The sequence below is a fragment of the Mucilaginibacter gracilis genome, assembly GCF_003633615.1.
GTDB lineage: Bacteria > Bacteroidota > Bacteroidia > Sphingobacteriales > Sphingobacteriaceae > Mucilaginibacter > Mucilaginibacter gracilis.
In genome coordinates this window covers 4,555,192-4,578,326 of record NZ_RBKU01000001.1, presented here as the reverse complement: position 1 = coordinate 4,578,326, position 23,135 = coordinate 4,555,192, and the positions used below count along the sequence as shown (strand labels likewise).

Genomic DNA, 23,135 nt, shown 5'->3' with positions numbered 1-23,135 from the left:
ATAAATGGTTGCTGATATGATGATTACTGCGAGCGTAATAACATTAAAGTCGGTCGGGTGATCTTTGAGGATTTTTCTGCCAAGACCTTTAAGCGGCGGCCTGAATGGATGAAGATGTTAGGCGAATTAAAACGGACCAAAGGCAAGCTGTGTGAAATGATCTTGTTTACGAAGTGGGATAGGTTTAGCCGGAATACGGCAAACGCTTATAACATGATCGACGTACTGCAAGCACTGAGCATTGAGCCAAACGCCATTGACCAATATTTAGACCTGAAAATTCCTGAAAGCCGGATTATGCTTGCGGTATATATCGCCCAGGCCGAAGCTAATAATTTAAGAAGAGGTTTGAATGTGGTTGTTGGAATGCGCCGGGGTAAAGTAGAGGGGCGATGGATGGGAAAGGCACCTGCCGGTTACGTCAATAAGATACGTGATAATAAAACAAAGTATATCGACATAGTTGAGCCGGAAGCCAGTCATTTGAAATGGGCATTTGAAACCTTAGCGAAAGGGTTATTCAGAACTGAAGCCGTTTGGAGGTTTGCCCGGTCAAGAGGGATGAAAATGACAAGGAATACCTTTTGGGTATGTATCCGTAATCCTGTTTATTGCGGTAAGATCATTGTTCCGGCGGATGAACATAACGAAATGTACTTAGCTGATGGCAAACATACGCCCATCATCAGCGAAAAGCTATTTTGGGATGTTCAGGATGTACTGAACGGTAGAAAAAAGGTACAAAAGTTTAATCTTGAAGTACCTGAAAACTTAGTTCTTAGAGGATTTTTATATTGCCCTCATTGCGGTAAACAGTTAACAGGCAGTGCCTCAAAGGGTCGCAACGCATATTATACCTATTATCACTGCAAATCACCATGCAAGGCAAGGTTTAAAGCAGACGACGTGAATATGGAATTTGAAAAGGATTTGAGGAAATTCTTACCAAAACCAGGCATGGCGCAACTATTTAAAGAAATAGTGTGTGATGTTACAGCGGATGATCAGCAGAATTTTGAGGTAGAACGTAAACGCTTAATCAACGAAATTTCAGAACAAAATAATATCCTGACTAAAATTCGCACGATGCTTTTATCGGAAGATATAGACCTGCAAGATTATAAGATTATGAAATCTCAATGTGAAGATAAGATCGTGAGGCTTGAGGCAGAATTAAAGGAAGTCAAGGCGAATAAAGCGGTTGAAACGGATTTAAGTTCCATTGTTGATGAAGCTTTAATTAGGCTAAAAACCCTTATAGAATTGTATGATGGGGGCAATACTGATGAAAAAAGGTATATAATTGGTTCGATCTACCAAAAAAAAATGATAATTCTTGAAAATTCAGATCGAACCGGGGATGCTAACTTAGCAGCGCAGCTTATGTATCAGATTAACGACGGTTTAAGAAAGAAAAAAGCCGGAGTTAGAACTAAAATTAGAACTAACTCCGGCTCGGTACCCAGCGCCGGAGTCGAACCGGCACGGTTTCCCACAGGTGTTTGAGACCAGCGCGTCTACCAATTCCGCCAGCTGGGCATGTTGTAAGTTCTATAGTTCCTTACAAGCGGGCTGCAAATGTATTTAAAGTATCTTTAATTCGCAACAAATATTTCTGTCTGTAGTAAATATCTTTTATGCTGTTTAGCTGGCTAAGTTTAGTTGCCTCATCATCAGTTTCATAGGCGGATATGGCTGTTGATAATTCTTTTTCCAGTTCGTTATCCATGCCCGCAATTTGCATTTTAATGGCGTTAAAAGCAGGTTGATCCTCAATTTCCATCAACGCTTCGTTAATTTCCATCATCTCCATTAAAAAACCTGGGGCCAGTTTATGCTTGTCGCCGTCGGCCAGTAGGCCATGTAGCTGTAGTATGTATTCGGTACGCCTGGCCGGGTTGGAGAGGGTTTGATACGCTTTGTTATTCAGCGTGGATAGTTCGAGTATCTCTTGCTGTTTAGCCTCGTCTTCGTTAGCATAAAAATCGGGATGGTATTTTTTGCTGAGTTGATAAAATTTAGCTTTCAACGTTTTTTCATCTACCGAGAATGACTCAGGAAGCTCATATAATTCAAAGTAATCCATAAGATGGGTTATTAGTGGATTGGGTTTATTAAGTATACGGGTTCATGCGGAGCGTTAACTAAAGCCTAATAAACACTCATAACTTAATCAATGTTGCTTAGTTACAAGAGGCAACCCCATCGGTGTCACAGGTTGGTAGCAAAACGAATTAAATAAAAAATTGTGCCGTAGGTACAACACCTGTTGAGGTGGCATACCTACGGCATGCAAATATGCAATTATTAACTAAAACCGACCTTTTGCACCGATGATGCATTTTAAAATTGTTTAACTAAACAACATTGATAACTTAATACCAATTAGTATTTAATAAAATGCTTTAAAATACTATTACCATATACAAATACCATTAATGTAATGAGTATTACAAAACCCACAATTTGTGCGCGTTCCATAAACTTATCATTTAAAGGTTTGCCTTTTATCATTTCTATAACCAAAAACATAGCGTGCCCGCCATCTAATACTGGTATGGGCAATAAGTTCATTAGTGCAAGTGCCATTGATAAAAGCCCCACAAGGCGCCAAAAGTTCAACCAGTCTATATGCCCACCAAACATAGTGGCTATCTCAACCGGGCCGGCAAATGCCTTTGTGGCCTTAACTTCGCCCTTAAATACTTTTCCTAAACCTTTGGCATTAGCTGCAAAAGTAAGCCAGGCCTTTGATGCACCTACAGGCAACGAACCAAAAAAGCTGTAAGTTTCGGTTGTTTCCTTAGGAAAACTATCACGATCCCTGTAAAAGCCCAGCGTGCCATCGGCAGAAACCTGAGCAATTAGTTGTTTAGGTACGTTGTTTCTTTTTATGGTAAGATCTAATTTTTTATTTATATTTTGCTTAATGGCATCCTGTAGCTGGTCGTAAAACTCAATAGGTTGTTTGTTTACGGCAACAATACTATCACCTTTTTGCAAGCCTGCCTTATAGGCATTACTGCCCGGCATTACCGAGTCTATCTTAAACTTGCTGCGCAAATTGATAAATTCATCAACATTGTCTGATAAGTCGTTCAATATTGTGGGAGGTATGGTAATTATCACTGTTTTATCGCCACGCAACACAGTAAGTTTAGTATTGTTCATCAATACGTTCGAACTATGCAACTCGTCGTAACGCAACAGGGGTTTACCATTAACTTCGGTTATTTTGTCGCCAGCCATAAGTCCTATTTTTCGGCCCACACTTCCGGGAGCTATACCATATTTTACATTGGCTGCAAGTGTATAGCTATCGCCGTATTTAACGGTAAGCATCCAAAATATAAAAATGCCTAAAACAATATTTACAAAAATACCAGCCAGCATTACAATTAAGCGTTGCCAGGCTGGTTTTGAGCGGAACTCCCAGGGCTGTGGCGGGCCAGCCATTTGCTCGGTATCCATAGATTCATCAATCATGCCGGCAATTTTTACATAACCGCCCAGTGGTAACCATCCAATTCCATATTCAACGCCTTTGTAATTAAATTTTACCAGGCTTACGTTCCAAGCATCAAAAAACAAATAAAATTTTTCTACTTTAATGCCAAAAGCCCGAGCCGCTAAAAAGTGGCCAAGCTCATGTAATATTACCAAAATAGAAAGGCCCAGTATTAACTGGACTATCATAATAACTACACTCATCCTTTATATTTATATCAAATAGTTATAAGCGCCTGCGGCGCTTGCTTAATTAAATTTTGCGCTAATATGCGGGTTTCTTTATCAGTATTCAAATAATCGTCTAAAACGGGCTTTTGTATAAAACTCATTTTTTGCATGCATGTTTCAATCATATCGCTCATGCCCAAAAAGCTTACATTGCCGTTAAGAAAGGCCGCTACAGCAACCTCGTTAGCGGCATTGATAATACAGGGCATGTTACCGCCCATGCTTAATGCCTTGTATGCGATGCCTAAATTACGGAAAGTTTCCAGATCGGGTTTTTCGAAACTCAGTTCCGGGTAATCCATAAAATTGAACCGCTTAAAATCGTTTTTAACGCGGTTAGGGTAGGTGAGGGCATATTGTATGGGCAGGCACATATCGGGCAAGCCCATTTGCGCTTTAATAGAGCCATCCTCAAATTGAACCAGCGAATGTATAATTGATTGCGAATGAACAATAACTTCTATCTGGTCGGCATCAACATTAAACAACCATTTGGCTTCAATTACCTCCAGGCCCTTGTTCATTAGCGAGGCCGAATCGATAGTGATTTTGGCTCCCATTACCCAATTTGGATGCTTTAGGGCATCGTTTTTAGTAACCGACGATAAATAATTTAAATCTTTGCCCCTAAAAGGGCCACCAGAAGCGGTCAATATCAGTTTTTCTATCGCGTTGCGTTCCTCGCCCACAAGGCATTGAAATATAGCCGAATGCTCAGAGTCAACCGGGAGTATTTTAACCTGATGCTGATTGGCAAGCACCGTTATTAACTCGCCGGCTACAACAAGGGTTTCTTTATTTGCGAGGGCTATGGTTTTGCCTGCTTTAATGGCGGCTATTGTTGGCTCTAAACCAGCAAAGCCAACCATTGCGGTTAAAACGGTATCAATTTCGGGGTGGGTAACAATAGCTATAACGGCCTGGCTGCCTGCTAAAACCTCAATAGGCAAATGAGCAAGTGCTGCTTTAACGTAAGCATATTGTTTATCGTCGCCAATAATTACGTAGGCCGGCAAAAAAGCTATGGCTTGTTCAATAAGCAGGTTAGCATTGCTTAGTGCGGTAAGCACAAAAGCCCTGAATAAATTTTTATTACCCGCAATTACTTTTAAAGCCTGTGTGCCTATGCTACCTGTTGAACCCAGGATAGCTACATTTTTGGTCTGTTGTTGATGCATCTATAATTTTAATTCCCGCCTAAAATCGTTCCCGGCACGTCATCCTGTGTTGTACAAAAGTATTATTCTTTTGGTAATTATTTATCCCTTATTTGAGTAATGTAATAATTCGTTGGCAATCTTACGGTCGTTAGCTAAACGCGGAACTTTATTTTGGCCGCCCAACTTACCTTCCGATCGCATATAATCAATAAAAGCATTCTTTTTTAAACTGGTTACTTTTAACGGTTGCAGTATGCTCCCTTTAATGAGGTCAAAATAGTAAATATTTTTCTTTTGCAAAGCATCATCAACCTTTAAACTAAAGGCTGCTAAATCTAAAGGCTCTGTTCCAAATTCAACAAACCATTCGTGATAGGGTAGTTGGCCCTGTGGCGGGTTTACCTGTGGTGCTACGGTAAACTCGGTAATATCAATCTCTTGCTCCCGGGCAACACTCAGCAAGGCGTGTTCAACCTCTTCGCCAATTACATGTTCGCCAAAGGCCGATATATAATGCTTAATACGGCCGCTTACCACAATTTTATATGGGTTTTTAGATGTAAATTTTACCGTATCGCCAATACTGTATCCCCATAACCCGGCATTGGTGTTTAATATGAGGGCATAGTTTTTATTAAGTTCAACCTCTGATAATTGCAAGCGGGTTGGATTGGCGTCAAAATACTCGTCAACCGGGATAAACTCGTAAAATATGCCCGAATCTGCCAGTAACAGCAAACCTTTATCTTTTTGCGAATCCTGGAAGGCAATAAAACCCTCGGATGCCGGATAGGTTTCAATGGTATCTATTTTAAAACCTATGCTTTCTTCAATTTTAGCGCGGTAAGGCTCGTAGTTTACGCCGCCATAAACAAAGAGTTTAAAGTTGGGGAAAATATCCTTTATCTTTTTTCCTCCCGCTTTTGCGGATAACCTGTCGAAATACATTTGGCACCAGGGCGGTATGCCCGATATGAGGCGCATATCCTCGGTTAGGGTTTCGTCAACTATGGCATCAACCTTTTGTTCCCAATCTTCAATACAATTAACCTCGTAGCTTGGCTTGCGGTTTTTTTGCAGGTATTGCGGTACATGATGCGCCACAATGCCCGATAGGCGACCAACTTGTATACCATGTTTTTCGGCCATGATGGGGCTGCCCTGTAAAAATATCATGCTGCCGTCAACAAAATCGGTTTTGCCGGTTTCGTAAATGTAATTGAGTAAAGCATTGCGTGCGGCCTTAATATGCTGCGGCATGCTTTCTTTAGAGATCGGTATGTATTTTACGCCCGATGTTGTACCCGATGTTTTTGCCAGATAACTTGGTTTACCGGGCCACAATACATCCTCATCGCCATGCACCATACGGTCTATGTAAGGGCGCAGGTCTTCATAATCTCTTATGGGTACGTTGCGTTTAAAATCGGCGTAAGTTTTAATGTCGCTAAAATTATGGTCTATGCCAAAAGCGGTATTTTTGGCTTGCGCTATGAGTTTTAAAAACACCTGCTGCTGCATAGGCACTGCATTTTTGCGCAGTTTATTCAATCGCAAATTAATAAGCGCTGCAAAGGGCTTGCTTAGTGCTGCTTTTAGTCCCATAGGTTAAAGTGTTTCGGCAACATCGTCGTCAACATCCTGATTGCTGTAAATCAGTTTACGGTAAGTGACTATTAAAATAATGTTTACAAAAGGGTAGGCAAATAATAAAAGAACCGATAGAGGAGGCAAATACTGCGAAACTTTTGCCGGAATAGCTATTAATATCACTATGATACTTAAAATAGAGACCACGTGAACCATGTGATCTTTTGTTAAGCTAAAGCTTTGATTTAAAGATTCAATTGGCCCCGACAGATCGTCTACCACGTAGGTATTAAAAAACATAAACCTCAATATTAAGTACAACCCAATAATTACGCCTAAAACGTTAGCCGCAACGCTTGCTAAAGGGTAAGGCAATAAATGATCGAGTATAAATATTTTGTAGGTTACTACACAGGTGCCAATTATAAATATTACGGCCAAGTAGCTTAAAATCATTCGGATGTGTGGCAGTACCTGTCGAATTTCAAACTCATAATATTCGCTGTCTATGAGCGTAAATATCAGCTTATAGAGGCCCAAGGTTGTATAAGCTTGTATAAAAACTAAAATGAACGAGGCCAGCATCTCGGTATAAAAATCGCCCGATGGGATTACTAAACCTATTACTATCGACATAAAGAGCATTAGAAGTGATGCTATTGCCGAGTACACAATAATGGTAATAAAGTTTTTTCTGAAAATACCCCAGGCGGTTTTAATTGTATCCGCAACAGAGAATGGATGGTACATGGCTTATGATTTTTTAAGTATTACCCTCTTCCACAAATCTTGAATAAAGCCCAGGCCGTAGGCTGTTAGTTGCGTAAAGGCTGCAATAATACTCAAAAATGCAACTTTTACCGATTTATTACTAATTAGGGAGTGAAAAAATATCAACAAAGTAAAAATAGTTAATATAATGTTACACAGGTAAGTTAACGGCGTTTTAATAACATTTGTAATTATTGTGAACAACAAAAACAGGGTGAATGAGGCCGGAAAAAAATGCACCAACTTTAACTCGCCGGGGAAAAACTTGTAAATATTGATACGCGCCCTCCCAAAAAAATGCAGTTGCTTAAAAAACTGTACAAAGCTTGTGCGCCGCTTATGGAAAACAACGGCATCGGCAATTAAGCCGATTTTAAAACCCATTTTATGGATGCGGATACTATACTCAATATCTTCGCCTAAACGGGTTATGATAAAGCCGCCGGTTTTTTCCCATACCTGGCGCGAAATACCCATGTTGAAACTTCGCGGATGGAACTGGCCTATACCCTTTTTATTACCACGTATGCCACCGGTTGTAAAAGGGGAGGTCATGCTGTAGCTGATGGCTTTTTGCACAGGTGTAAATGATGCTGCCGCGCCATCCGGGCCACCGTAGGCATCCAGAGGATGGCTATATAAATAATTTTTTACCGTATTGAGGTAATCGGGCGGAATTAAACAATCCGAATCAAACACCACAAAGTAATCGCCTTTAGCTTTTGCGAAGCCATAGTTGCGTGCAAAACCCTGGCCCTCGTTGGGTTTTACGTAATAACTAATATCCAAGCGGTTGCTGTAACCCTCAACCACGGTTTTAGCATCAGCGGTTGAACCATCTTCAATAACCAAAACCTCAAACTGTAAATAAGTTTGATGGGTTAGGCTTTCCAGCAGCTCGTTGATTTCCTGCGGGCGGTTATATAGGGGTATGATGATGGAAAAAAACATTCTTGTTAAATGTGCAGATGAGTTGGAATGTGCATATGTACAAATTAGTAAATGTGCAGGTATATTTATTTTTTAATGATTAAATGATTGCTTAAACTGTTTAAAATACTCAAATGCGTCATTGCGAGGTACGAAGCAATCTCTAACTATACAGAGCGATTCTGCAAGTCCGTTTGTCCTATGTAGAGATTGCTTCGTACCTCGCAATGACGTGATTATTGGATGTTTTATAGTTTATAATTATTAGTAATAAATTTAAACAAGCCATAGCTAAAAAAAGCATTAGCACATCTACTCATTTGCAGATCCGCACATTTACAGCTTTTCTTCTATCTGGTAATTATTTCTTTCGGTTGAGTTACGCGCCACCAATTCGGCAATAAAGCCGGTTAAAAATAATTGGAAACCTACAATTATTGCTACCAATGCTATATAAAATAGTGGATCGTTTGTGGCATCGCGATATGGTATCTTTAAATGCTGGGTTTCGTTTTGATGAATAATATATTGCTTTTGGCATACTATCCAAATTGCTATCACAAAACCTGTTAAAAAGCTTAAAACACCCATAGTGCCAAAAAAGTGCATAGGCCGTTTGGCAAATTTGCCTACAAAGAAAATAGAAAGCAGATCGAGAAAGCCGTTAACAAAGCGGCTTAGGCCAAATTTAGTTTTGCCGTATTTGCGCGGAAAATGCTCTACAGCTTGTTCGCCAATTTTAGTAAAACCCGCCCATTTTGCAATAACGGGTATATAACGGTGCATTTCGCCGTAAACCTCAATGTTTTTCACTACGGTTTTACGGTAGGCTTTTAAACCACAGTTAAAATCGTGCAGGTTGTTTACGCCCGACATTTTGCGTGTTGCGGCATTAAACAGCTTGGTTGGTATAGTTTTACTTAACGGATCGTGCCGCTTGGCCTTCCATCCCGATATGAGGTCGTACTTTTCTTCTGTAATACGGCGGTAAAGTTCGGGTATTTCGTCCGGACTATCCTGCAGGTCGGCATCCATCGTGATAACCACGCTGCCAACTGCGGCGGCGAAACCCACATTTAAAGCTGCAGATTTACCATAATTACGACGGAACTTAATACCTTCTATAAATTGGTTCCCTTCGCTTAGTTTGCGTATCATTTCCCACGAGCCGTCGTTACTGCCATCATCAACTAAAATGATCTCGTAACTAAATTTGTGTTCGCTCATTACCTTGCTTATCCACGAGGTAAGCTCAGGCAACGATTCCACTTCATTATATAAAGGAACTACAACAGATATATCCATTTTTTAAGCTGAAAGCTACGAAGCATAAAGCTAAAAGCTTTTTTTGAAGATTGATTTAATTTAACATTTTTTAAGATAGCCGCTATTACTATTTACTTAGTTCGGCATAGTGTTTGTGAAACAATGGTATGGTTTCTATCCCCTTGTAATAGTTAAATATATCGTATTTTTCGTTTGGCGAATGCAATGCGTCGCTATCCAAACCAAAGCCCATTAGCACGGTTTTTATACCCAATACCTCTTCAAACAAGGCTACAATAGGTATGCTACCACCACCACGGGTTGGGATAGGCTTTTTGCCGAATGATTCTTCAATAGCTTTTTGGGCCGCCTTATAAGCTATACTATCTGTAGGAGTAACCACAGGCTCGCCACCATGATGCGGGGTTACCTTTACCTTTACATAAGGCGGTGCTATCTTTTCAAAATGTTTAGTAAACAACTCGGTTATTTTATCCGAAGATTGATTTGGAACCAGCCTCATCGAAATTTTAGCATTGGCTTTTGATGGTAAAACCGTTTTAGCGCCTTCACCAATATAGCCGCCCCAAATACCATTAACCTCTAAAGTTGGGCGGGTGCCGGTGCGCTCAAAAGTGGTATATCCTTTTTCGCCCCAAAGCTCTTTAACGTCCAGGTCTGTTTTGTATTCCTCTTCATTATATGGAGCTGCATTCAGTTCGCTGCGCTCGGCTTCGGTTAATTCAATAACGTCATCGTAAAAACCGGGTATGGCAATGTGATTATCTTCATCATGCATTGAGGCTATCATTTTAGCCAAAATAGTTGCCGGGTTGGCAACCGCACCACCATAAACGCCAGAGTGCAAATCGCGGTTGGGGCCAACAACTTCCACTTCCAGGTACGAAAGGCCACGCAAACCTGTCTCTAACGACGGGTTTTCCATGCTTATCATGGATGTATCGGAAATTAAAACTACGTCGGCTTTTAATCTGCTGGTGTTAGCTTTAACAAAAATACTGAGGTTTGACGAGCCAACCTCTTCTTCGCCCTCTATCATAAATTTGATATTGCAAGGCAAAGTATTGGTTTGCATCATCAGTTCAAATGCTTTTACATGCATATAAAACTGGCCTTTATCATCGCAAGCACCGCGGGCATATATTTTACCATCTCTAACTGTGGGTTCAAAGGGCGGTGTTTTCCAAAGCTCTAACGGGTCGGGCGGTTGTACATCGTAGTGCCCATAGGTTAAAACAGTTGGGAGTTTGGGGTCAATTATTTTTTCGCCATAAACTATAGGGTAGCCTGCTGTTGTGCATACTTCAACATTATCGGCACCGGCATCACGTAGTTTTTGAGCAACAAAATCTGCCGTTTGTAGAACCGATTCCACATATTTGGGATCAGCACTTACCGACGGAAACCGTAACAGATCAAAAAGTTCGCTTAATAAACGCTCTTTATTTTGCTCTACATATTGTTTTATAACCTGCATGTTTTGTATTTTGAAGGCAAATATAGAATTTAACTTTTATCTGATATAACCAAAACCCGCCCCTGTACTAAAAAGAAGTTATATAAGATAGTTAAAATGAGATTTTATGGTTGTATATTTGTTTGAGTTGCTACGAGTTAAGCAATAAGTTTTGTTACGATGGGTTTGAGGAAGTTACTTGTATTTTTAGTTTTATTTTTTTGCTTTTTGAGTTTGAAGGGTTTGGCCCAAACGCCAAGCTGTAGCGCGGCATCTAAATTTTACAGTAAAGATAGTATCATTATAACAACTTTTGGAGCCAGTACTGTTGCTGGTGTTAATGGTTACTCGTTTCAACCATATTTGCAGGCAAATTTTAAATATTGTTACGTAGGTAAAGCCATTGTTGTAACCAACTACGGTATAGCCGGGCAAACAACAACGCAGGGCCTTGCTCGTTTTCAATCGGCTATTACCGGTAAAACCGGATTTGTATGTATATTAATGGGGGTAAACGATGCGCTTAACCTGGTTTCGGGCTCAAAGCCGGCAACTGCTGCACAAGTTACCAAGGCATTGGCCATTACCCAAAGTAATATGGAAGACATGGTTCAAATGGCCCTATCAAACAACCTGGTGCCCATTATTGGAACTATACAATATGTAAATGACAGAAATTTAGCTGCTTATAAAACGGCAAACAGTTACATTAAGCGTATAAACGCCGGTTATATAAAATTGGTTAGTAAATACAAAGGCAAAGTTTATTTGGCCGATATAAACGCAGCACTTGGTTATGATTTTACGCTTTTTCAGGCAGATGGATTACACCCTAATGATAAGGGCGACAAAGTTATAAGCTACGTTTGGTTTGACGCTATAAACGAGGCTATTGAAAATAAATTATTATTAATAGGCTTAGATCAAAATTACCCTAACCCGGCCCGTACTAAAACAACCATTGGTTTTAGTTTGTCGCAATCGGGCAATGTTAATATACAGCTATACAATATGCTTGGCCTGCCATTAAAAACTTTAGCTAACGAGTTTTATAATTCGGGCTACCACCAGTTGGATGTTACACTTAACGATTTGAAGCCCGGCATGTATATATACGTGATGAAAATTGCAGGCAGGCAACTCACTAAAAAAATGATAGTAGTAAATTAGTTTTAAGTTAATAGTACTAAGTATTGAGTCAAAAGTTAGATTATTCTTTTTTTGACTTAGAACTTAAGACTTCCGGCTAAAGACTAACCGTCAGCTCTCATACATTAAATTAATCTGCGCGGCCTACGGCATCGTATAATGGTGCTTTATTATCGCTCTTTTGCAAAATATTCTTTTTAGTTTCTAACTTAGAAACGTTAGCAGCAACATTAGCTTTTTTTAAGCTGTTTGATAACACGATGCCTGTAGATAACAAAGCTAAAACAAGTATGATAATTTTTTTCATGATAACAATAAGGTTATGTATTTGTGTTAAAACTAGCTGTATTTAAAATACAGCCGTATAATGTTTTATTAATATCCCTGGCCTACGTCTGTTTTATCAGAAGTAACATTTTTTTGTTTAGAACCTGGTTTTACACTATTGTATTTAGTACATTATTGAGCACCGCCCACAACTGGAGGAGGAGGAGTTGGAGTAGTATCGCCTGTGTAGTCGCCCTGGCCTACGTCGGTTTTATCAGCAACAACTGTTTTTTGAGTGGGCTTTACGCTGTCTTTAGTACAAGAAGAAACTAAACCTGTGGTTGCAATTACAAATGCTATGATGATTATTTTTTTCATGATGGTTGTGTAAATAGATGGTGTAGAATAGGTTATTACTTTGTTTTTAATTATTGAGCACCGCCCGGAGTTGGTGGAGGAGTTGGGGTAGTATCGCCTGTGTAGTCGCCCTGGCCTACGTCGGTTTTATCAGCAACAACTGTTTTTTGAGTAGGCTTTACGCTATCTTTAGTGCAAGACGAAACCAAACCTGTGGCTGCAATTACAAATGCTATGATGATTATTTTTTTCATGATGGTTGTGTAAATAGATGGTGTAGAATAGGTTATTACTTTGTTTTTAAATTATTGAGCACCGCCCGGAGTTGGTGGAGGAGTTGGGGTAGTATCGCCTGTGTAGTCGCCCTGGCCTACGTCGGTTTTATCGGCAACAACTGTTTTTTGAGTGGGCTTTACGCTGTCTTTAGTACAAGACGAAACTAAACCTGTGGTTGCAATAAAAAATGCAGCAATCATTATTTTTTTCATGTGGATAGGTATATAGAGTAGTTATTAAATAAATCAAATTAAGGGGCAACATTGAGTGGGGAAACCCGTATAAATCAATCGCCCTGCCCAACGTCGGTTTTATCAGAAACTATAGTTTTTTGTGCATTAGCTGCTGGCTTAACAGTATTCTCCTTATTGCAAGATGAAGCTACAGTAAGTGTTGAGATCGCAGCGAATAAAACAATTATTTTTTTCATAATATGTTATTGATAAAGTTGTTACAATGTTTAATTGATTTTTTTATTGAAGCAAAACTATTAATTTAATATTACTTACCAAAACTTTTTTCATAGTTTTGCAAATTTTTTTTTTGAGATGATTTTTAGCCGACTGGCGTAACTTTAGCATTAGCCAACCCGTATAAAACTGATTATTTAATTTGTTTCAACCGTCCAAAATATTACTTTTATTTAATGAAATCCAAATGTCTTTGTCTGTTAGTTATTGCGTTAACTGTCGCCACACATCTGAGCGCATTTACTGTAAATGATAAAAGCACGCCTGATTCTATCAATATTATAAAGCTTAATAAGCAGGCCTATAATAATAGGTTAACCGACCCTAACGAAACTATATTACAAGCCAGAAAGAATGTTGTTTTAGCGCAGAAAATAAATTTTGATAATGGCGTTGCCGAAGCTTATCGGGTTATTGGTATAGGGTATGATTATGTTAGCCAGCCAGATACGGCACTTAATTACTTTTTTAAAGCCCTGGCTATTTTCCAGTCTACAAACAATCAGGATGGAGAAGCTAAAGTAAATAACAACATTGGCAACCTGTATCACGAAAGCGATTACGAAAAATCAATAGAGTATTTTAACGAGGCACTCAATATTGCAAGCCGGGTAAAAGACCAAGACCTTATTGCCACTATAAATTTGAATTTTGGTAATATTTACTATCGAAAAAAAAACTTTACCAAAGCGCTCGATTACTACACCAAAAGTAACGAGTTATTTATAAAAGTTGGTAATGCTACAAACTCCATTTTGTGTTCGCAAAATATTGGAGTGATATACTATAATTTAAACCAATTTGATAAGGCAGAAACTTTGCTGCTTGATGCTAATAAAAGAGCCAAAGAAAAAGACCTGAACGCAGCAGTTGCCAGTATTAATTTAACACTAACATCGTTATTTGAAAAAAAAGGGGAGTTTGCCCAAGCCGAAAAGTATTTGGCCGAAGGCTTAACCTATGCTTTATTAGTAAAAAGCAGCAAGTTAGAGTACGATTATAAATTAACCAAATACGAGCTTGAATTTACCCGCCGTGATTACAAGGCCGCCTTATTTAGCTTACAGGATGTTTATAAGCTTGATAGCATAAGGTATAAAAATAACGTATCAAACTCGCTTAGTTTGCTCACCGTTCAATACAAACAAATAGAAAGCCAGCATAACAACGAAATGCTGGCCGCACAGCAAAAAAAGCAACAAATACTTTTTTGGGCCACTATATTGGTAGCCAGTTTATTGCTTGTAGTAATATTTTTATTAATTAGCAACGTTAACAGCAAGGCAAAAACAAACAAACACCTTACTGCCCTCAACGAAAAAATAACCGAGCAAAAAGAAAACCTCAACCAAATAAACCATCATCTGGAAGAAATTATTGACGAAAGAACCAAGGATCTCCAGGTAAAAAACAAAAAGCTGGCCGATTATTCGCTACATCTTTCGCACCAGATACGGGGGCCTATTGCTACCTTAAAAGGTTTGTTAAACCTTGAAAAAGACAGGCTGATAGACAAGGATGAATGCGTTAAACTGATGAACAAGTGCGTATCGGAGATTGATGATAATATTATTGATATGAGCGATATGCTGCACGAATCGTCAAATAAACCGGTTTAATGTATTTGCCAGTTTATAGGTTGCTTTCCTTCTTCTATTAAAATTTGATTGGTTTTTGAAAACGGGCCACTGCCAAAAAAACCACTATAGGCAGAAAAAGGAGAGGGGTGGGGCGATTTTAGGATGTGATGTTTTTCACCATCTATAAGCTGGGCTTTGGCCTGTGCAAACTTACCCCACAAAATAAATACGATACCTTTTTTATTGTTCGAAATTTCGCTAATCACCTTGTCGGTAAATATTTCCCAGCCTAATTTTTGGTGCGAGCCTGCGGTATTTGCCCGTACCGTTAAAGTGGCATTTAACAGCAACACGCCTTGCTGTGCCCATTCGGTAAGATCGCCGTGTGCAGGTATCTTAAAACCTGCTATATCTGTTTGTAACTCTTTGTATATATTTTGGAGCGATGGTGGCACTGCAACACCCTTTTGCACCGAAAATGATAGGCCATGAGCCTGGTTTACTCCATGATAAGGGTCTTGCCCAAGTATAACTACCTTTAAATTGGTAAAAGGCGTTTCGCGGAAAGCGTTGAAAATATCTTTACTCCGCGGATAAATAATTTGATTTGATGCCTTTTCGGTTTGTAAAATATTTTTGAGATTGACCATGTAATCCTTCTCAAATTCGCCCTTTAAAATATGGAGCCATGATGCTTCTAAATCGATTGACATAAATGTAAAACAGGTGTTGGTTAACAGTACAAATAAACAGATATTTGCAACGTTATAAAATTACAAACTATGTTAAATATTGTTCGTTTAATTATTGCCTGTGTGGTACTTGCTGCCTCAATAGCAATGTGCGTTTTTGGTTTATGGGGATGGGGGATACTTGTTTTCTTTATAGGAGGATTAATTTTGTTAACTTTCTTTTTAAACGAAAATATGTTGATAGCCCAATATTATTTACGTAAAGAGGATACCGTAAAATCTGAACAGTGGTTACTGAAGATAACTGATTACGAAAAACAACTTTATAAGGGCCAGCACGGCTATTATAATTTATTGATGGGGTTGATTGAATCGCGCAAGGCACCTTTAAAATCGGAGAAATTTTTTAAGAAAGCGCTTTCTTTAGGGATGAAAATGTCGCATAACGTTGCATTGGCAAAATTAAGCCTTGCCGGGATAGCCATGGCTAAGAGAAATAAGCGTGAAGCTACCATTTTATTACAGGAAGCTACCAAGGCAGATACCAATAAAATGCTTACCGAACAAATTAAGATGATGAAGGGCCAAATGGCTCAAATGGATAAACAACAGGTTGTACGCGGCGGATACCGCCAGCAGTATTAAAAGATATAATCTGTTATCACACAAAAAAAGCTGATGTATAATTAAAATACGTCAGCTTTTTTTATTTGTCGTCTAAATGGCTGTAATAATCGGGACTAACTAGTGTAGGCCCGTCCGAAAAATTATTATCCGGAATAAAATAATCGTTAGATGAATGGGATATCTCCACAATTTTTAACAAATGGCGGATAAAAGAAACATCAAACTTGCTCCGGCTAAACTTAATTAGATATTCGTTTTCTGTTATTTCGAGGCTGGTGTTAGTCATAACCAATGGATTTTATGAATTATAAATATATATCTTCATAATCATGCCAAGGTTTTTAAAAAATTAAGCTTCGGTTAAATTTGTGTGAACTCAATTTCAATACTTGTTGAAAAGGTTTGTTAATAACTGCAGTTTGCTTTTAATAGCTTTATCTTCTTTTTATACATTGCCCTTTGTTATCATCAAATGAAATTAAAATTCATTTGATGATAACATTAATACGGCTTTGCTTACTTCGGCTTATTTATACGCTGTTCCAATTAATTTACTAAACAAACCAAGCCATTACCACCTCTTTTACGGGCATTGCAATATCAAGCTTTAACTTTTTGCGCATGCCGCCCAAATCGTTAAATACCTTGTTGGGATTGCCTGCCTTGAGTTCTTTAATGTTACTAAAGCCCATTTTTTTAAGTACCGGTACCCACTCTGTTGGTACACCGGCGGCTGTAAATTCAAGGTTTTCTTCGGCTTCGTCTTTTATATTGGTAACGGTTATACTTTCGGGGCGCATTTGTGGGAAGAACAACACTTCCTGAATGGTGGTTTGGTTGGTCATGAGCATCACCAAACGGTCAATACCTATACCCAGGCCCGATGTTGGCGGCATGCCGTATTCTAAAGCACGCAAAAAGTCGTCGTCCATAGCCATCGCTTCCTCGTCGCCACGGCCAGCTAAAAGCAATTGTTCCTCAAAACGCTCACGCTGGTCTATCGGGTCGTTAAGTTCGGTGTATGCGTTGCCAATCTCTTTACCCATTACAAACAACTCAAAACGCTCCACCAAACCATCTTTAGTACGATGTTTTTTAGCAAGCGGTGTCATTTCTATCGGGTAATCGGTAATATAAGTGGGCTGTATTAAATACTCTTCAACTTTGGCACTAAATATCTCGTCAACCAGCTTACCTTTTCCCATTGTGGTATCCACCTCAATAGCAAGGTCGCGGCAGGTTTGGCGCAAAGCGGCCTCGTCCATTGCCGATACATCAATGCCCGTGTACTTCAAAATACTATCAAACATCGAAAGTTTTTCGTAAGGTCCGGCAAAGTTAATATCGTGTTCGCCAACGGTTACTACCGGTTTTCCATGCACTGCAAGAGCTACTTTTTCTAAACACTGTTCTACCATAGCCATCATCCAGATATAATCTTTATAGGCTACATAAATTTCAACCGAAGTAAATTCGGGGTTGTGGGTACGGTCCATCCCTTCATTGCGGAACATCTTACCAAACTCATAAACACCATCAAAGCCTGCTACAATTAGCCTTTTTAAATAAAGTTCGTTGGCTATGCGTAAAAACAGCGGCATATCCAACGTGTTATGGTGCGTTTTAAAAGGCCTTGCTGCGGCGCCACCGTGTACACTTTGTAAAATAGGCGTTTCAACTTCCATCCAGCCCTGGCTATCAAAAAAGTTTTGCATGGTGCGGATTACTTTTGACCGGTTGATGAAAATTTGTTTAAATTGCGGGTTAACCGTTAAATCAACATAACGCTGGCGGTAACGCATTTCCGGGTCGGTAAAGGCATCGTGTACTGTACCGTCTTCTTCGCGCCTAACAACGGGCAGCGGTTTTAACGATTTAGACAGGATGGTTAACTCCCGAACATGTACCGATGTTTCGCCGGTTTGAGTAGTAAACACATACCCTTTAATACCTATAAAATCGCCTAAATCCAGTAATTTTTTAAATACGGTATTGTACATAGTTTTGTCCTCACCGGGGCAAATATCATCGCGCTTAATGTATATCTGTACGCGGCCGGTAGAGTCTTGCAGTTCGGCAAATGATGCGCTGCCCATAATGCGGCGGCTCATCATACGGCCTGCAATTACCACTTCCTGGTAAGCATCGGGCTTGGTTGCAAAATTCGCCAAAATATCTATGGCGTTAGTATTTACGTTAAATGCTTCGGCAGGATAGGGGTTGATGCCTAAATTGCGTAGTTGCTGCATCGCCTCACGGCGAAATATTTCCTGTTCGGATAGACCAATGCTCATAGCTAAAAGCGTATTTATTTAAAGGATTGCAAAAGTAAGATTTTATGGGCAGAGTTGGGAATGTTGTGGATAGTTTTGATGTTATACATCAGCATCACTTTGTGAAACCTTATTGGCGAAGTGGCATATTAAACCACAGACGCTACCAATTACCGGTACTATCACTATGATAATAAATGAGCCGAGCATAATAGCCACACCCTGTGGCATACCGCAGTGAATATTTGAACCTTGTAATGAATTCGTAATAAGGTTAACAGATAACATAGTTAAGCCCACGCCTAATAACATCATTAATGCCATAATTGCGCCAATGGGTATTGCTATTTTATGACCAAGCCTAAACCCGGTTAAAATAACTGAAGTATGGGTGGGATAAACAAAATAAAATATTCCATAGTATGAACATTATTTTCGGATGTTTAATAACTAATTCATTCTTGTTTAAGTTGCCTGAACTACCTTCTTTTTTTATAGTTCCAAATTAGAAAGCCTGCCATTCCAACTATCGGAATTACAATAGTGCTAACCGCCACGCCATAGAGGATAAGTACAAAACCTGTTAACGCATCTGGTGGCTGGTGAGTTATGTAATTGGGCTTTCTTTGATAATATGATAAAGCAGCAATCCAGAAAATGTTTAAAATGGTGGCTATAATTGCAATTTTACCGATAGATAAACGTATTCTGTTGTTTATCCTTAACAGTGTAAGAATAGCCTGTATTATTGCAGGCGAAAGAAATAGAATTAATAATGTAAATGCCGTCATATCATTTTTATCAATTCCATCTTTTAATATTTTCATCGCGTGAATTTTGCAAAGTACCTTTGTACGGATTAATGCTTGCCTCGCCGATGTTTTTGGTTTTTGAGTACAATATTAACCCACCAATTATGCCGATTATTGGTATAATAATTACGATAAGGAAAAAATTTATGCCAATTACGGCAGGAATTGTCATATCGCATTTAATAACAGTTTTGCTGTATGTTGCATTAACTGCATATAGGCACCAACCCAATTAAGCTTAGTATAATTGTTGATAGCATGGCCAACAAGGTTATGCTCATAATGCTGGTTTGTATATTACCCCTAAGCCGTTTGCTTACCAGCACGGTTTGGCCTATTGGAGAAGCGAAGATTAAGAATATGACCAATATACCACCCATGCTATTAAATTTATAGTTAATACAAAAGCAAACAAAAGGTAACCTAAGCCTACCTTTTTTGTATTATTTATTTAAAGCAATACACCCACGTAAAATACAAAAGGTGGCTTAGTTTTACCCAAGCCACCTTTTGTATGTGTTTTTTTACAATATTGCTATCCGTGCCTGCCGTGGTTACCACCCATAGGGCGGCCACCGCCGCCAGCCGGACGTGGCTGACCGCCTTGCGGATGTTGCGGAGGCCGCTGTTGCGGAGCATGTTGCTGCGGTTGCTGCCTTTGTTGTTGAGGCTGTGGCCTTTGCTGCTGTTGCTGAGCAGGCTGAGTATGCTGTTGTTGCGGAACTGGTTGCACATTCTGCGGTTGCCCTTGCGGTTGAGTAGCGTGATTGCCAAAACCACCGTGATTGGTATTTGTAGGCGGCGTATTATGCTGCGGCTGACCTTGCTGTTGACTGCCTTGATTTGTATTTGCCGGCTGGGCAGTATGCTGTTGCTGATTTTGAGGTTGGCTGCCCTTATTACCAAAGCCGCCGGTATTAGCAGGGTGGTTTTGGTTGGTTTGGAAACTACGACCGCCTCCATTACTTACCGCCGTGCGGGCTGGCTGCCCATGGTTGGCGTTAGCATATTGGCCCTTATCGTTACGGGCGGCTTGCACGTGCGACTGTTGTGCCGCTGTTGGCTGTACATGGTGTTCGGTCATGGCTGCGCGCTCTTCGGGGCGGGGAGTTGCCCTTACACCACCGGGCCCGTTAAAACTAACGCGATTTACAGTTGTGTTACGAATAACGGTGTTGTTTACATAGGTATTGTGTACCACTGTGCGGTTAACATGCACCACTGCCGTATTATACCTAAACGAATTGCCACGCCATTCGCCACCCACAAAGCCGGTGCCTATGTAGCCGTAACCGTAGTTAACACCGCCGTAAAAACCTACATGGCGGCCCCAATATCCGCGGTGAAAACCATAAATGCCACCTTCGTAACCCCAGTAAGCGGGCGTCCACAAATAACCTGGTTCGGGTGGTGCTACCCAGGCGCCCGGCACCCAATAGTAACCGTCAACATCGTTATAGGCCCAATACCCTGGTGTCCATAAATATCCGTCAACCGGGCACTCTGGCTGATCGTAAACCGGTAGAGGCGGGGGTGCAATACGAGCAGAAATGCTTATCCCTAAGCTTATTTGCGCAAAAGTTTTTGGCGTATTTAAGCCCAAAACTAATAGAAATGCTAAAATTTTGAAACTATTTTTCATAACATTGATTATTTAAAAATCAAGATTATGACAGTTAAAACGCGTTAAGGTTTTATTTGGTTAATATAATATCCAATTTTAATCCGGCTTTAATCTACTTCGGCTTCCTGTAAATACATTTCATCAATAATTTGCGCGTATTTTTTTTCTATCACTTTACGCTTGGCCTTTAGGGTGGGAGTTATTTCGCCCTCGTCCATACTAAACGGATTGCGTTTTATTTTAAAGTTTTTAATACGTTCAAATTTGGCTAACTCGTTGCTTAGTTTGCGTATGTCCTGGCCTATCCAGCTTGTTATTTCGGGGTTGTTAATAAATAAGTCAGGTTCTTCAAAAAAGGCATTGTCCAGGTTAAATACCTCCTGTAGCGTTTCCCTTGCGGGGACAATAATTGCCGTAATGTATTCACGTTTATCGCCTATTAAAAATACACCCTCAATTTTGGGGCTTTTTAAATAAGTGTTTTCAACCGGGGTGGGGTAAACGTTTTTACCGTATGCATTAACCAGCATGTTTTTAAGCCGGTCGGTAATTTGCAGGTTGCCTTTATAAAAACGACCAATATCGCCGGTATGGAACCAACCCTCTATATCAATGGCAACGGCTGTTTCTTGCGGCTTATTCCAGTAGCCCTTCATCACACAGTGGCCGCGAACAATGATCTCACCTTCCTCGCTTTGGAAATCAGGATTAAACGATTCGTAAGTTTGGATGCTGTAAATATGCCCAGTATCAACATTTTGTATAGCTACCTCAATACCCGGTATAATGCGGCCAACGGTACCATAAACCTGCCTGTCGTATTCCGTAACCGACATAACCGGCGATGTTTCGGTTAAACCGAAGCCCTCCAATATTTTGATACCCAAATCGCCAAAAAATTCACCTATGTTTTTAGGTAATGCGCCACCGCCCGATATCATAAATTTTAAGCGGCCACCCGTTTTTTCCTTTATCTTACTAAAAACAAGTTTTTCGGCCAGTTTATGCTGTTGAGCCAAAATGAAACCTGGTTTTTTACCGGCTTCGTGTACCAGGCGATATTTTTTACCTATTTCTAGTGCCCACAAAAATATTTTGGTTTTGGCGCCACCTGCTGCTGTACCGTTTTTAATGGCTTTATCATGAATGCGCTCCAGTAACCGGGGTACGCAATTCATTACGGTTGGCCTTACCTCGCCCATATTTTTGGCCAACAGATCGAGGCTTTGGGCGAAGGCTATTTTACAGCCCTTGGCTAAACAAACATGGTATGTTGCTGTGCGTTCAAATACGTGCGAAAGCGGCAAAAACGACAAAAAAGTTTCGTTTTCATCAATAACGGGTATTTGATCCAGACAAACACGCACGTTTTCAACCAAATTGGAGTGGGTGAGCATTACCCCCTTTGGCGTACCTGTTGTACCGGAAGTATAGATGAGGCACGACAGATCCGACGGGATAATTGCCTCGCGGGCGGCACCAATGGCGGAACGGTATTGATCTACGCGGGTTAAACCTTCGGCTATCAAATCGGTAAAGCCTATAACGCCTGCATTAAGATTAACGTTGGCAGTGTGTTTTCCAAATTCGTCAAAAGTAGGCACAATACGCATTAAGTCGGCACAGTTATTGGCTATTTTAATAACCTTGCGGAACAAAAAAGGATTGCCCACCAATACAGCCCGCGCGCCGGAATCGTTTAGTATATATTCAATATCACTTTCGGATAGGGTGGGATAAATGGAGGTATTTACGGCTCCAATTTGTTGCAGGGCCTGGTCGTAATAAACATAATCGGGGCCATTTTCAATAATGAGGGCCAGCCTGTCGCCTTTTTTTATACCGATATCTAAAAGATAGGCCGAGATAGCATCAATTTTATCTAAAGCTTCCCGATAGGTTATCTCAACCCAGGCATCACCAACTTTATGGATCATGAAAGTATTGGTGTCAGGGTGGATATTGGCTACCGTATTGCGGATTAATTTAGGGACAGTTGATTGAGGTGTTACCGGGTTCATTAAATCAGGGTTATAATCAAGCAAATTTATATTATTTAACATAAATATAAAGCTA

At 40.0% G+C, this 23,135-nt stretch carries 23 protein-coding genes, 1 tRNA gene and 1 pseudogene; 5 read left to right on the top strand and 20 right to left on the bottom strand.

What is annotated here, in order from left to right; genetic code table 11:
* Positions 1 to 33: 33 nt before the first annotated feature.
* Positions 34 to 384 (top strand): annotated as a pseudogene (locus tag BDD43_RS31105) (recombinase family protein); the annotation flags it as partial.
* Positions 367 to 1,506: a recombinase family protein gene (locus BDD43_RS31100; RefSeq protein WP_394339638.1), complete on the top strand. Its 1,140-nt coding sequence runs from the start codon at positions 367 to 369 to the stop codon at positions 1,504 to 1,506. The pseudogene BDD43_RS31105 and the gene BDD43_RS31100, both read left to right, overlap by 18 nt.
* Here BDD43_RS31100 and BDD43_RS20400 read toward each other — a convergent pair.
* From BDD43_RS20400 to BDD43_RS20360, 9 genes are all read right to left on the bottom strand, one after another.
* Positions 1,460 to 1,539, bottom strand: a tRNA-Leu gene (locus BDD43_RS20400). The two genes, BDD43_RS31100 and BDD43_RS20400, sit on opposite strands and share 47 nt — an antisense overlap.
* Before the next feature lie 22 nt (positions 1,540 to 1,561).
* Positions 1,562 to 2,086: a Fe-S protein assembly co-chaperone HscB gene (gene hscB / locus BDD43_RS20395; RefSeq protein WP_121199413.1), complete on the bottom strand. Its 525-nt coding sequence runs from the start codon at positions 2,084 to 2,086 to the stop codon at positions 1,562 to 1,564.
* Positions 2,087 to 2,385: 299 nt separating this feature from the next.
* Complete coding sequence (rseP, locus tag BDD43_RS20390; RefSeq protein ID WP_121199412.1) at positions 2,386 to 3,711, bottom strand: RIP metalloprotease RseP; 1,326 nt, start codon at positions 3,709 to 3,711, stop codon at positions 2,386 to 2,388.
* Positions 3,712 to 3,725: 14 nt separating this feature from the next.
* Positions 3,726 to 4,916 carry a 1-deoxy-D-xylulose-5-phosphate reductoisomerase gene (locus BDD43_RS20385; RefSeq protein WP_121199411.1) on the bottom strand — a complete coding sequence of 397 codons (1,191 nt, stop codon included), beginning with the start codon at positions 4,914 to 4,916 and terminating at the stop codon, positions 3,726 to 3,728.
* A gap of 81 nt (positions 4,917 to 4,997) precedes the next feature.
* On the bottom strand, positions 4,998 to 6,503 hold the full coding sequence (locus tag BDD43_RS20380; protein WP_121199410.1) for a GH3 auxin-responsive promoter family protein: 1,506 nt from the start codon (positions 6,501 to 6,503) through the stop codon (positions 4,998 to 5,000).
* A 3-nt stretch (positions 6,504 to 6,506) separates the two neighbouring features.
* Positions 6,507 to 7,238 (bottom strand): hypothetical protein, encoded by a 732-nt coding sequence (locus tag BDD43_RS20375; RefSeq protein ID WP_121199409.1) that lies wholly within the window; start codon positions 7,236 to 7,238, stop codon positions 6,507 to 6,509.
* A gap of 3 nt (positions 7,239 to 7,241) precedes the next feature.
* Complete coding sequence (locus BDD43_RS20370) at positions 7,242 to 8,210, bottom strand: glycosyltransferase (protein WP_121199408.1); 969 nt, start codon at positions 8,208 to 8,210, stop codon at positions 7,242 to 7,244.
* Between the two features lie 315 nt (positions 8,211 to 8,525).
* Positions 8,526 to 9,494 (bottom strand): glycosyltransferase family 2 protein, encoded by a 969-nt coding sequence (locus BDD43_RS20365; protein ID WP_121199407.1) that lies wholly within the window; start codon positions 9,492 to 9,494, stop codon positions 8,526 to 8,528.
* 88 nt (positions 9,495 to 9,582) lie between these two features.
* A complete protein-coding gene (locus BDD43_RS20360; RefSeq protein ID WP_121199406.1) occupies positions 9,583 to 10,953 on the bottom strand; it encodes a dipeptidase in 1,371 nt (456 codons plus the stop codon).
* Between the two features lie 207 nt (positions 10,954 to 11,160).
* Here BDD43_RS20360 and BDD43_RS20355 point away from each other — a divergent pair, with 207 nt between their 5' ends.
* Positions 11,161 to 12,102 (top strand): GDSL-type esterase/lipase family protein, encoded by a 942-nt coding sequence (locus BDD43_RS20355; protein WP_162847125.1) that lies wholly within the window; start codon positions 11,161 to 11,163, stop codon positions 12,100 to 12,102.
* A gap of 109 nt (positions 12,103 to 12,211) precedes the next feature.
* Here BDD43_RS20355 and BDD43_RS30170 read toward each other — a convergent pair whose 3' ends face one another.
* The 5 genes from BDD43_RS30170 to BDD43_RS30165 all read right to left on the bottom strand — a co-directional run bounded on the left by BDD43_RS30170 (position 12,212) and on the right by BDD43_RS30165 (position 13,411).
* Complete coding sequence (locus BDD43_RS30170) at positions 12,212 to 12,388, bottom strand: hypothetical protein (protein WP_162847124.1); 177 nt, start codon at positions 12,386 to 12,388, stop codon at positions 12,212 to 12,214.
* A 152-nt stretch (positions 12,389 to 12,540) separates the two neighbouring features.
* Positions 12,541 to 12,726 (bottom strand): hypothetical protein, encoded by a 186-nt coding sequence (locus tag BDD43_RS20350; protein WP_121199404.1) that lies wholly within the window; start codon positions 12,724 to 12,726, stop codon positions 12,541 to 12,543.
* 50 nt (positions 12,727 to 12,776) lie between these two features.
* A complete protein-coding gene (locus BDD43_RS20345) occupies positions 12,777 to 12,959 on the bottom strand; it encodes a hypothetical protein (protein ID WP_121199403.1) in 183 nt (60 codons plus the stop codon).
* A gap of 51 nt (positions 12,960 to 13,010) precedes the next feature.
* Positions 13,011 to 13,193, bottom strand: coding sequence for a hypothetical protein (locus BDD43_RS20340; protein WP_121199402.1), 183 nt, complete (start codon positions 13,191 to 13,193; stop codon positions 13,011 to 13,013).
* A 74-nt stretch (positions 13,194 to 13,267) separates the two neighbouring features.
* Positions 13,268 to 13,411 (bottom strand): hypothetical protein, encoded by a 144-nt coding sequence (locus tag BDD43_RS30165; protein ID WP_162847123.1) that lies wholly within the window; start codon positions 13,409 to 13,411, stop codon positions 13,268 to 13,270.
* A gap of 216 nt (positions 13,412 to 13,627) precedes the next feature.
* On the opposite strand from BDD43_RS30165, the gene BDD43_RS20335 reads away from it, so the two are divergent.
* Entirely contained in the window at positions 13,628 to 15,070 is a 1,443-nt protein-coding gene (locus BDD43_RS20335) for a tetratricopeptide repeat protein (protein WP_121199401.1), read from the top strand.
* On the opposite strand, the gene ung is transcribed toward BDD43_RS20335, so the two are convergent.
* On the bottom strand, positions 15,067 to 15,744 hold the full coding sequence (ung, locus tag BDD43_RS20330; protein WP_121199400.1) for a uracil-DNA glycosylase: 678 nt from the start codon (positions 15,742 to 15,744) through the stop codon (positions 15,067 to 15,069). The genes BDD43_RS20335 and ung overlap by 4 nt on opposite strands.
* A gap of 69 nt (positions 15,745 to 15,813) precedes the next feature.
* On the opposite strand from ung, the gene BDD43_RS20325 reads away from it, so the two are divergent.
* The gene (locus BDD43_RS20325; RefSeq protein ID WP_121199399.1) at positions 15,814 to 16,368 is read left to right on the top strand and encodes a DUF2892 domain-containing protein; all 555 of its coding nucleotides are present in this window, start codon (positions 15,814 to 15,816) and stop codon (positions 16,366 to 16,368) included.
* Between the two features lie 61 nt (positions 16,369 to 16,429).
* Here BDD43_RS20325 and BDD43_RS20320 read toward each other — a convergent pair whose 3' ends face one another.
* The 5 genes from BDD43_RS20320 to BDD43_RS20295 all read right to left on the bottom strand — a co-directional run bounded on the left by BDD43_RS20320 (position 16,430) and on the right by BDD43_RS20295 (position 23,080).
* Positions 16,430 to 16,636 carry a hypothetical protein gene (locus BDD43_RS20320; protein ID WP_121199398.1) on the bottom strand — a complete coding sequence of 69 codons (207 nt, stop codon included), beginning with the start codon at positions 16,634 to 16,636 and terminating at the stop codon, positions 16,430 to 16,432.
* A gap of 268 nt (positions 16,637 to 16,904) precedes the next feature.
* Entirely contained in the window at positions 16,905 to 18,644 is a 1,740-nt protein-coding gene (lysS, locus tag BDD43_RS20315; protein ID WP_121199397.1) for a lysine--tRNA ligase, read from the bottom strand.
* Positions 18,645 to 19,102: 458 nt separating this feature from the next.
* Positions 19,103 to 19,450 carry a hypothetical protein gene (locus BDD43_RS20310; protein WP_121199396.1) on the bottom strand — a complete coding sequence of 116 codons (348 nt, stop codon included), beginning with the start codon at positions 19,448 to 19,450 and terminating at the stop codon, positions 19,103 to 19,105.
* A gap of 520 nt (positions 19,451 to 19,970) precedes the next feature.
* Entirely contained in the window at positions 19,971 to 21,077 is a 1,107-nt protein-coding gene (locus BDD43_RS30405; RefSeq protein WP_211339705.1) for a YXWGXW repeat-containing protein, read from the bottom strand.
* A gap of 89 nt (positions 21,078 to 21,166) precedes the next feature.
* The gene (locus BDD43_RS20295) at positions 21,167 to 23,080 is read right to left on the bottom strand and encodes an AMP-dependent synthetase/ligase (RefSeq protein ID WP_121202055.1); all 1,914 of its coding nucleotides are present in this window, start codon (positions 23,078 to 23,080) and stop codon (positions 21,167 to 21,169) included.
* Between the last annotated feature and the right edge of the window lie 55 nt (positions 23,081 to 23,135).

Bases quoted from the DNA above. Each gene is read 5' to 3' on its own strand.
- ung (WP_121199400.1), bottom strand. From the start codon at position 15,744: ATGTCAATCGATTTAGAAGCATCATGGCTCCATATTTTAAAGGGCGAA.
- BDD43_RS20310 (WP_121199396.1), bottom strand. From the start codon at position 19,450: ATGAAAATATTAAAAGATGGAATTGATAAAAATGATATGACGGCATTT.
- BDD43_RS30170 (WP_162847124.1), bottom strand. From the start codon at position 12,388: ATGAAAAAAATTATCATACTTGTTTTAGCTTTGTTATCTACAGGCATC.
- BDD43_RS31100 (WP_394339638.1), top strand. From the start codon at position 367: ATGCGCCGGGGTAAAGTAGAGGGGCGATGGATGGGAAAGGCACCTGCC.
- BDD43_RS20375 (WP_121199409.1), bottom strand. From the start codon at position 7,238: ATGTACCATCCATTCTCTGTTGCGGATACAATTAAAACCGCCTGGGGT.
- BDD43_RS20295 (WP_121202055.1), bottom strand. From the start codon at position 23,080: ATGAACCCGGTAACACCTCAATCAACTGTCCCTAAATTAATCCGCAAT.
- BDD43_RS20345 (WP_121199403.1), bottom strand. From the start codon at position 12,959: ATGAAAAAAATAATCATCATAGCATTTGTAATTGCAGCCACAGGTTTG.
- BDD43_RS20325 (WP_121199399.1), top strand. From the start codon at position 15,814: ATGTTAAATATTGTTCGTTTAATTATTGCCTGTGTGGTACTTGCTGCC.
- lysS (WP_121199397.1), bottom strand. From the start codon at position 18,644: ATGAGCATTGGTCTATCCGAACAGGAAATATTTCGCCGTGAGGCGATG.
- rseP (WP_121199412.1), bottom strand. From the start codon at position 3,711: ATGAGTGTAGTTATTATGATAGTCCAGTTAATACTGGGCCTTTCTATT.
- BDD43_RS30405 (WP_211339705.1), bottom strand. From the start codon at position 21,077: ATGAAAAATAGTTTCAAAATTTTAGCATTTCTATTAGTTTTGGGCTTA.
- BDD43_RS20350 (WP_121199404.1), bottom strand. From the start codon at position 12,726: ATGAAAAAAATAATCATCATAGCATTTGTAATTGCAACCACAGGTTTA.
- BDD43_RS20380 (WP_121199410.1), bottom strand. From the start codon at position 6,503: ATGGGACTAAAAGCAGCACTAAGCAAGCCCTTTGCAGCGCTTATTAAT.
- BDD43_RS20320 (WP_121199398.1), bottom strand. From the start codon at position 16,636: ATGACTAACACCAGCCTCGAAATAACAGAAAACGAATATCTAATTAAG.
- BDD43_RS20385 (WP_121199411.1), bottom strand. From the start codon at position 4,916: ATGCATCAACAACAGACCAAAAATGTAGCTATCCTGGGTTCAACAGGT.
- BDD43_RS20335 (WP_121199401.1), top strand. From the start codon at position 13,628: ATGAAATCCAAATGTCTTTGTCTGTTAGTTATTGCGTTAACTGTCGCC.
- BDD43_RS20370 (WP_121199408.1), bottom strand. From the start codon at position 8,210: ATGTTTTTTTCCATCATCATACCCCTATATAACCGCCCGCAGGAAATC.
- BDD43_RS20365 (WP_121199407.1), bottom strand. From the start codon at position 9,494: ATGGATATATCTGTTGTAGTTCCTTTATATAATGAAGTGGAATCGTTG.
- hscB (WP_121199413.1), bottom strand. From the start codon at position 2,086: ATGGATTACTTTGAATTATATGAGCTTCCTGAGTCATTCTCGGTAGAT.
- BDD43_RS30165 (WP_162847123.1), bottom strand. From the start codon at position 13,411: ATGAAAAAAATAATTGTTTTATTCGCTGCGATCTCAACACTTACTGTA.
- BDD43_RS20340 (WP_121199402.1), bottom strand. From the start codon at position 13,193: ATGAAAAAAATAATGATTGCTGCATTTTTTATTGCAACCACAGGTTTA.
- BDD43_RS20360 (WP_121199406.1), bottom strand. From the start codon at position 10,953: ATGCAGGTTATAAAACAATATGTAGAGCAAAATAAAGAGCGTTTATTA.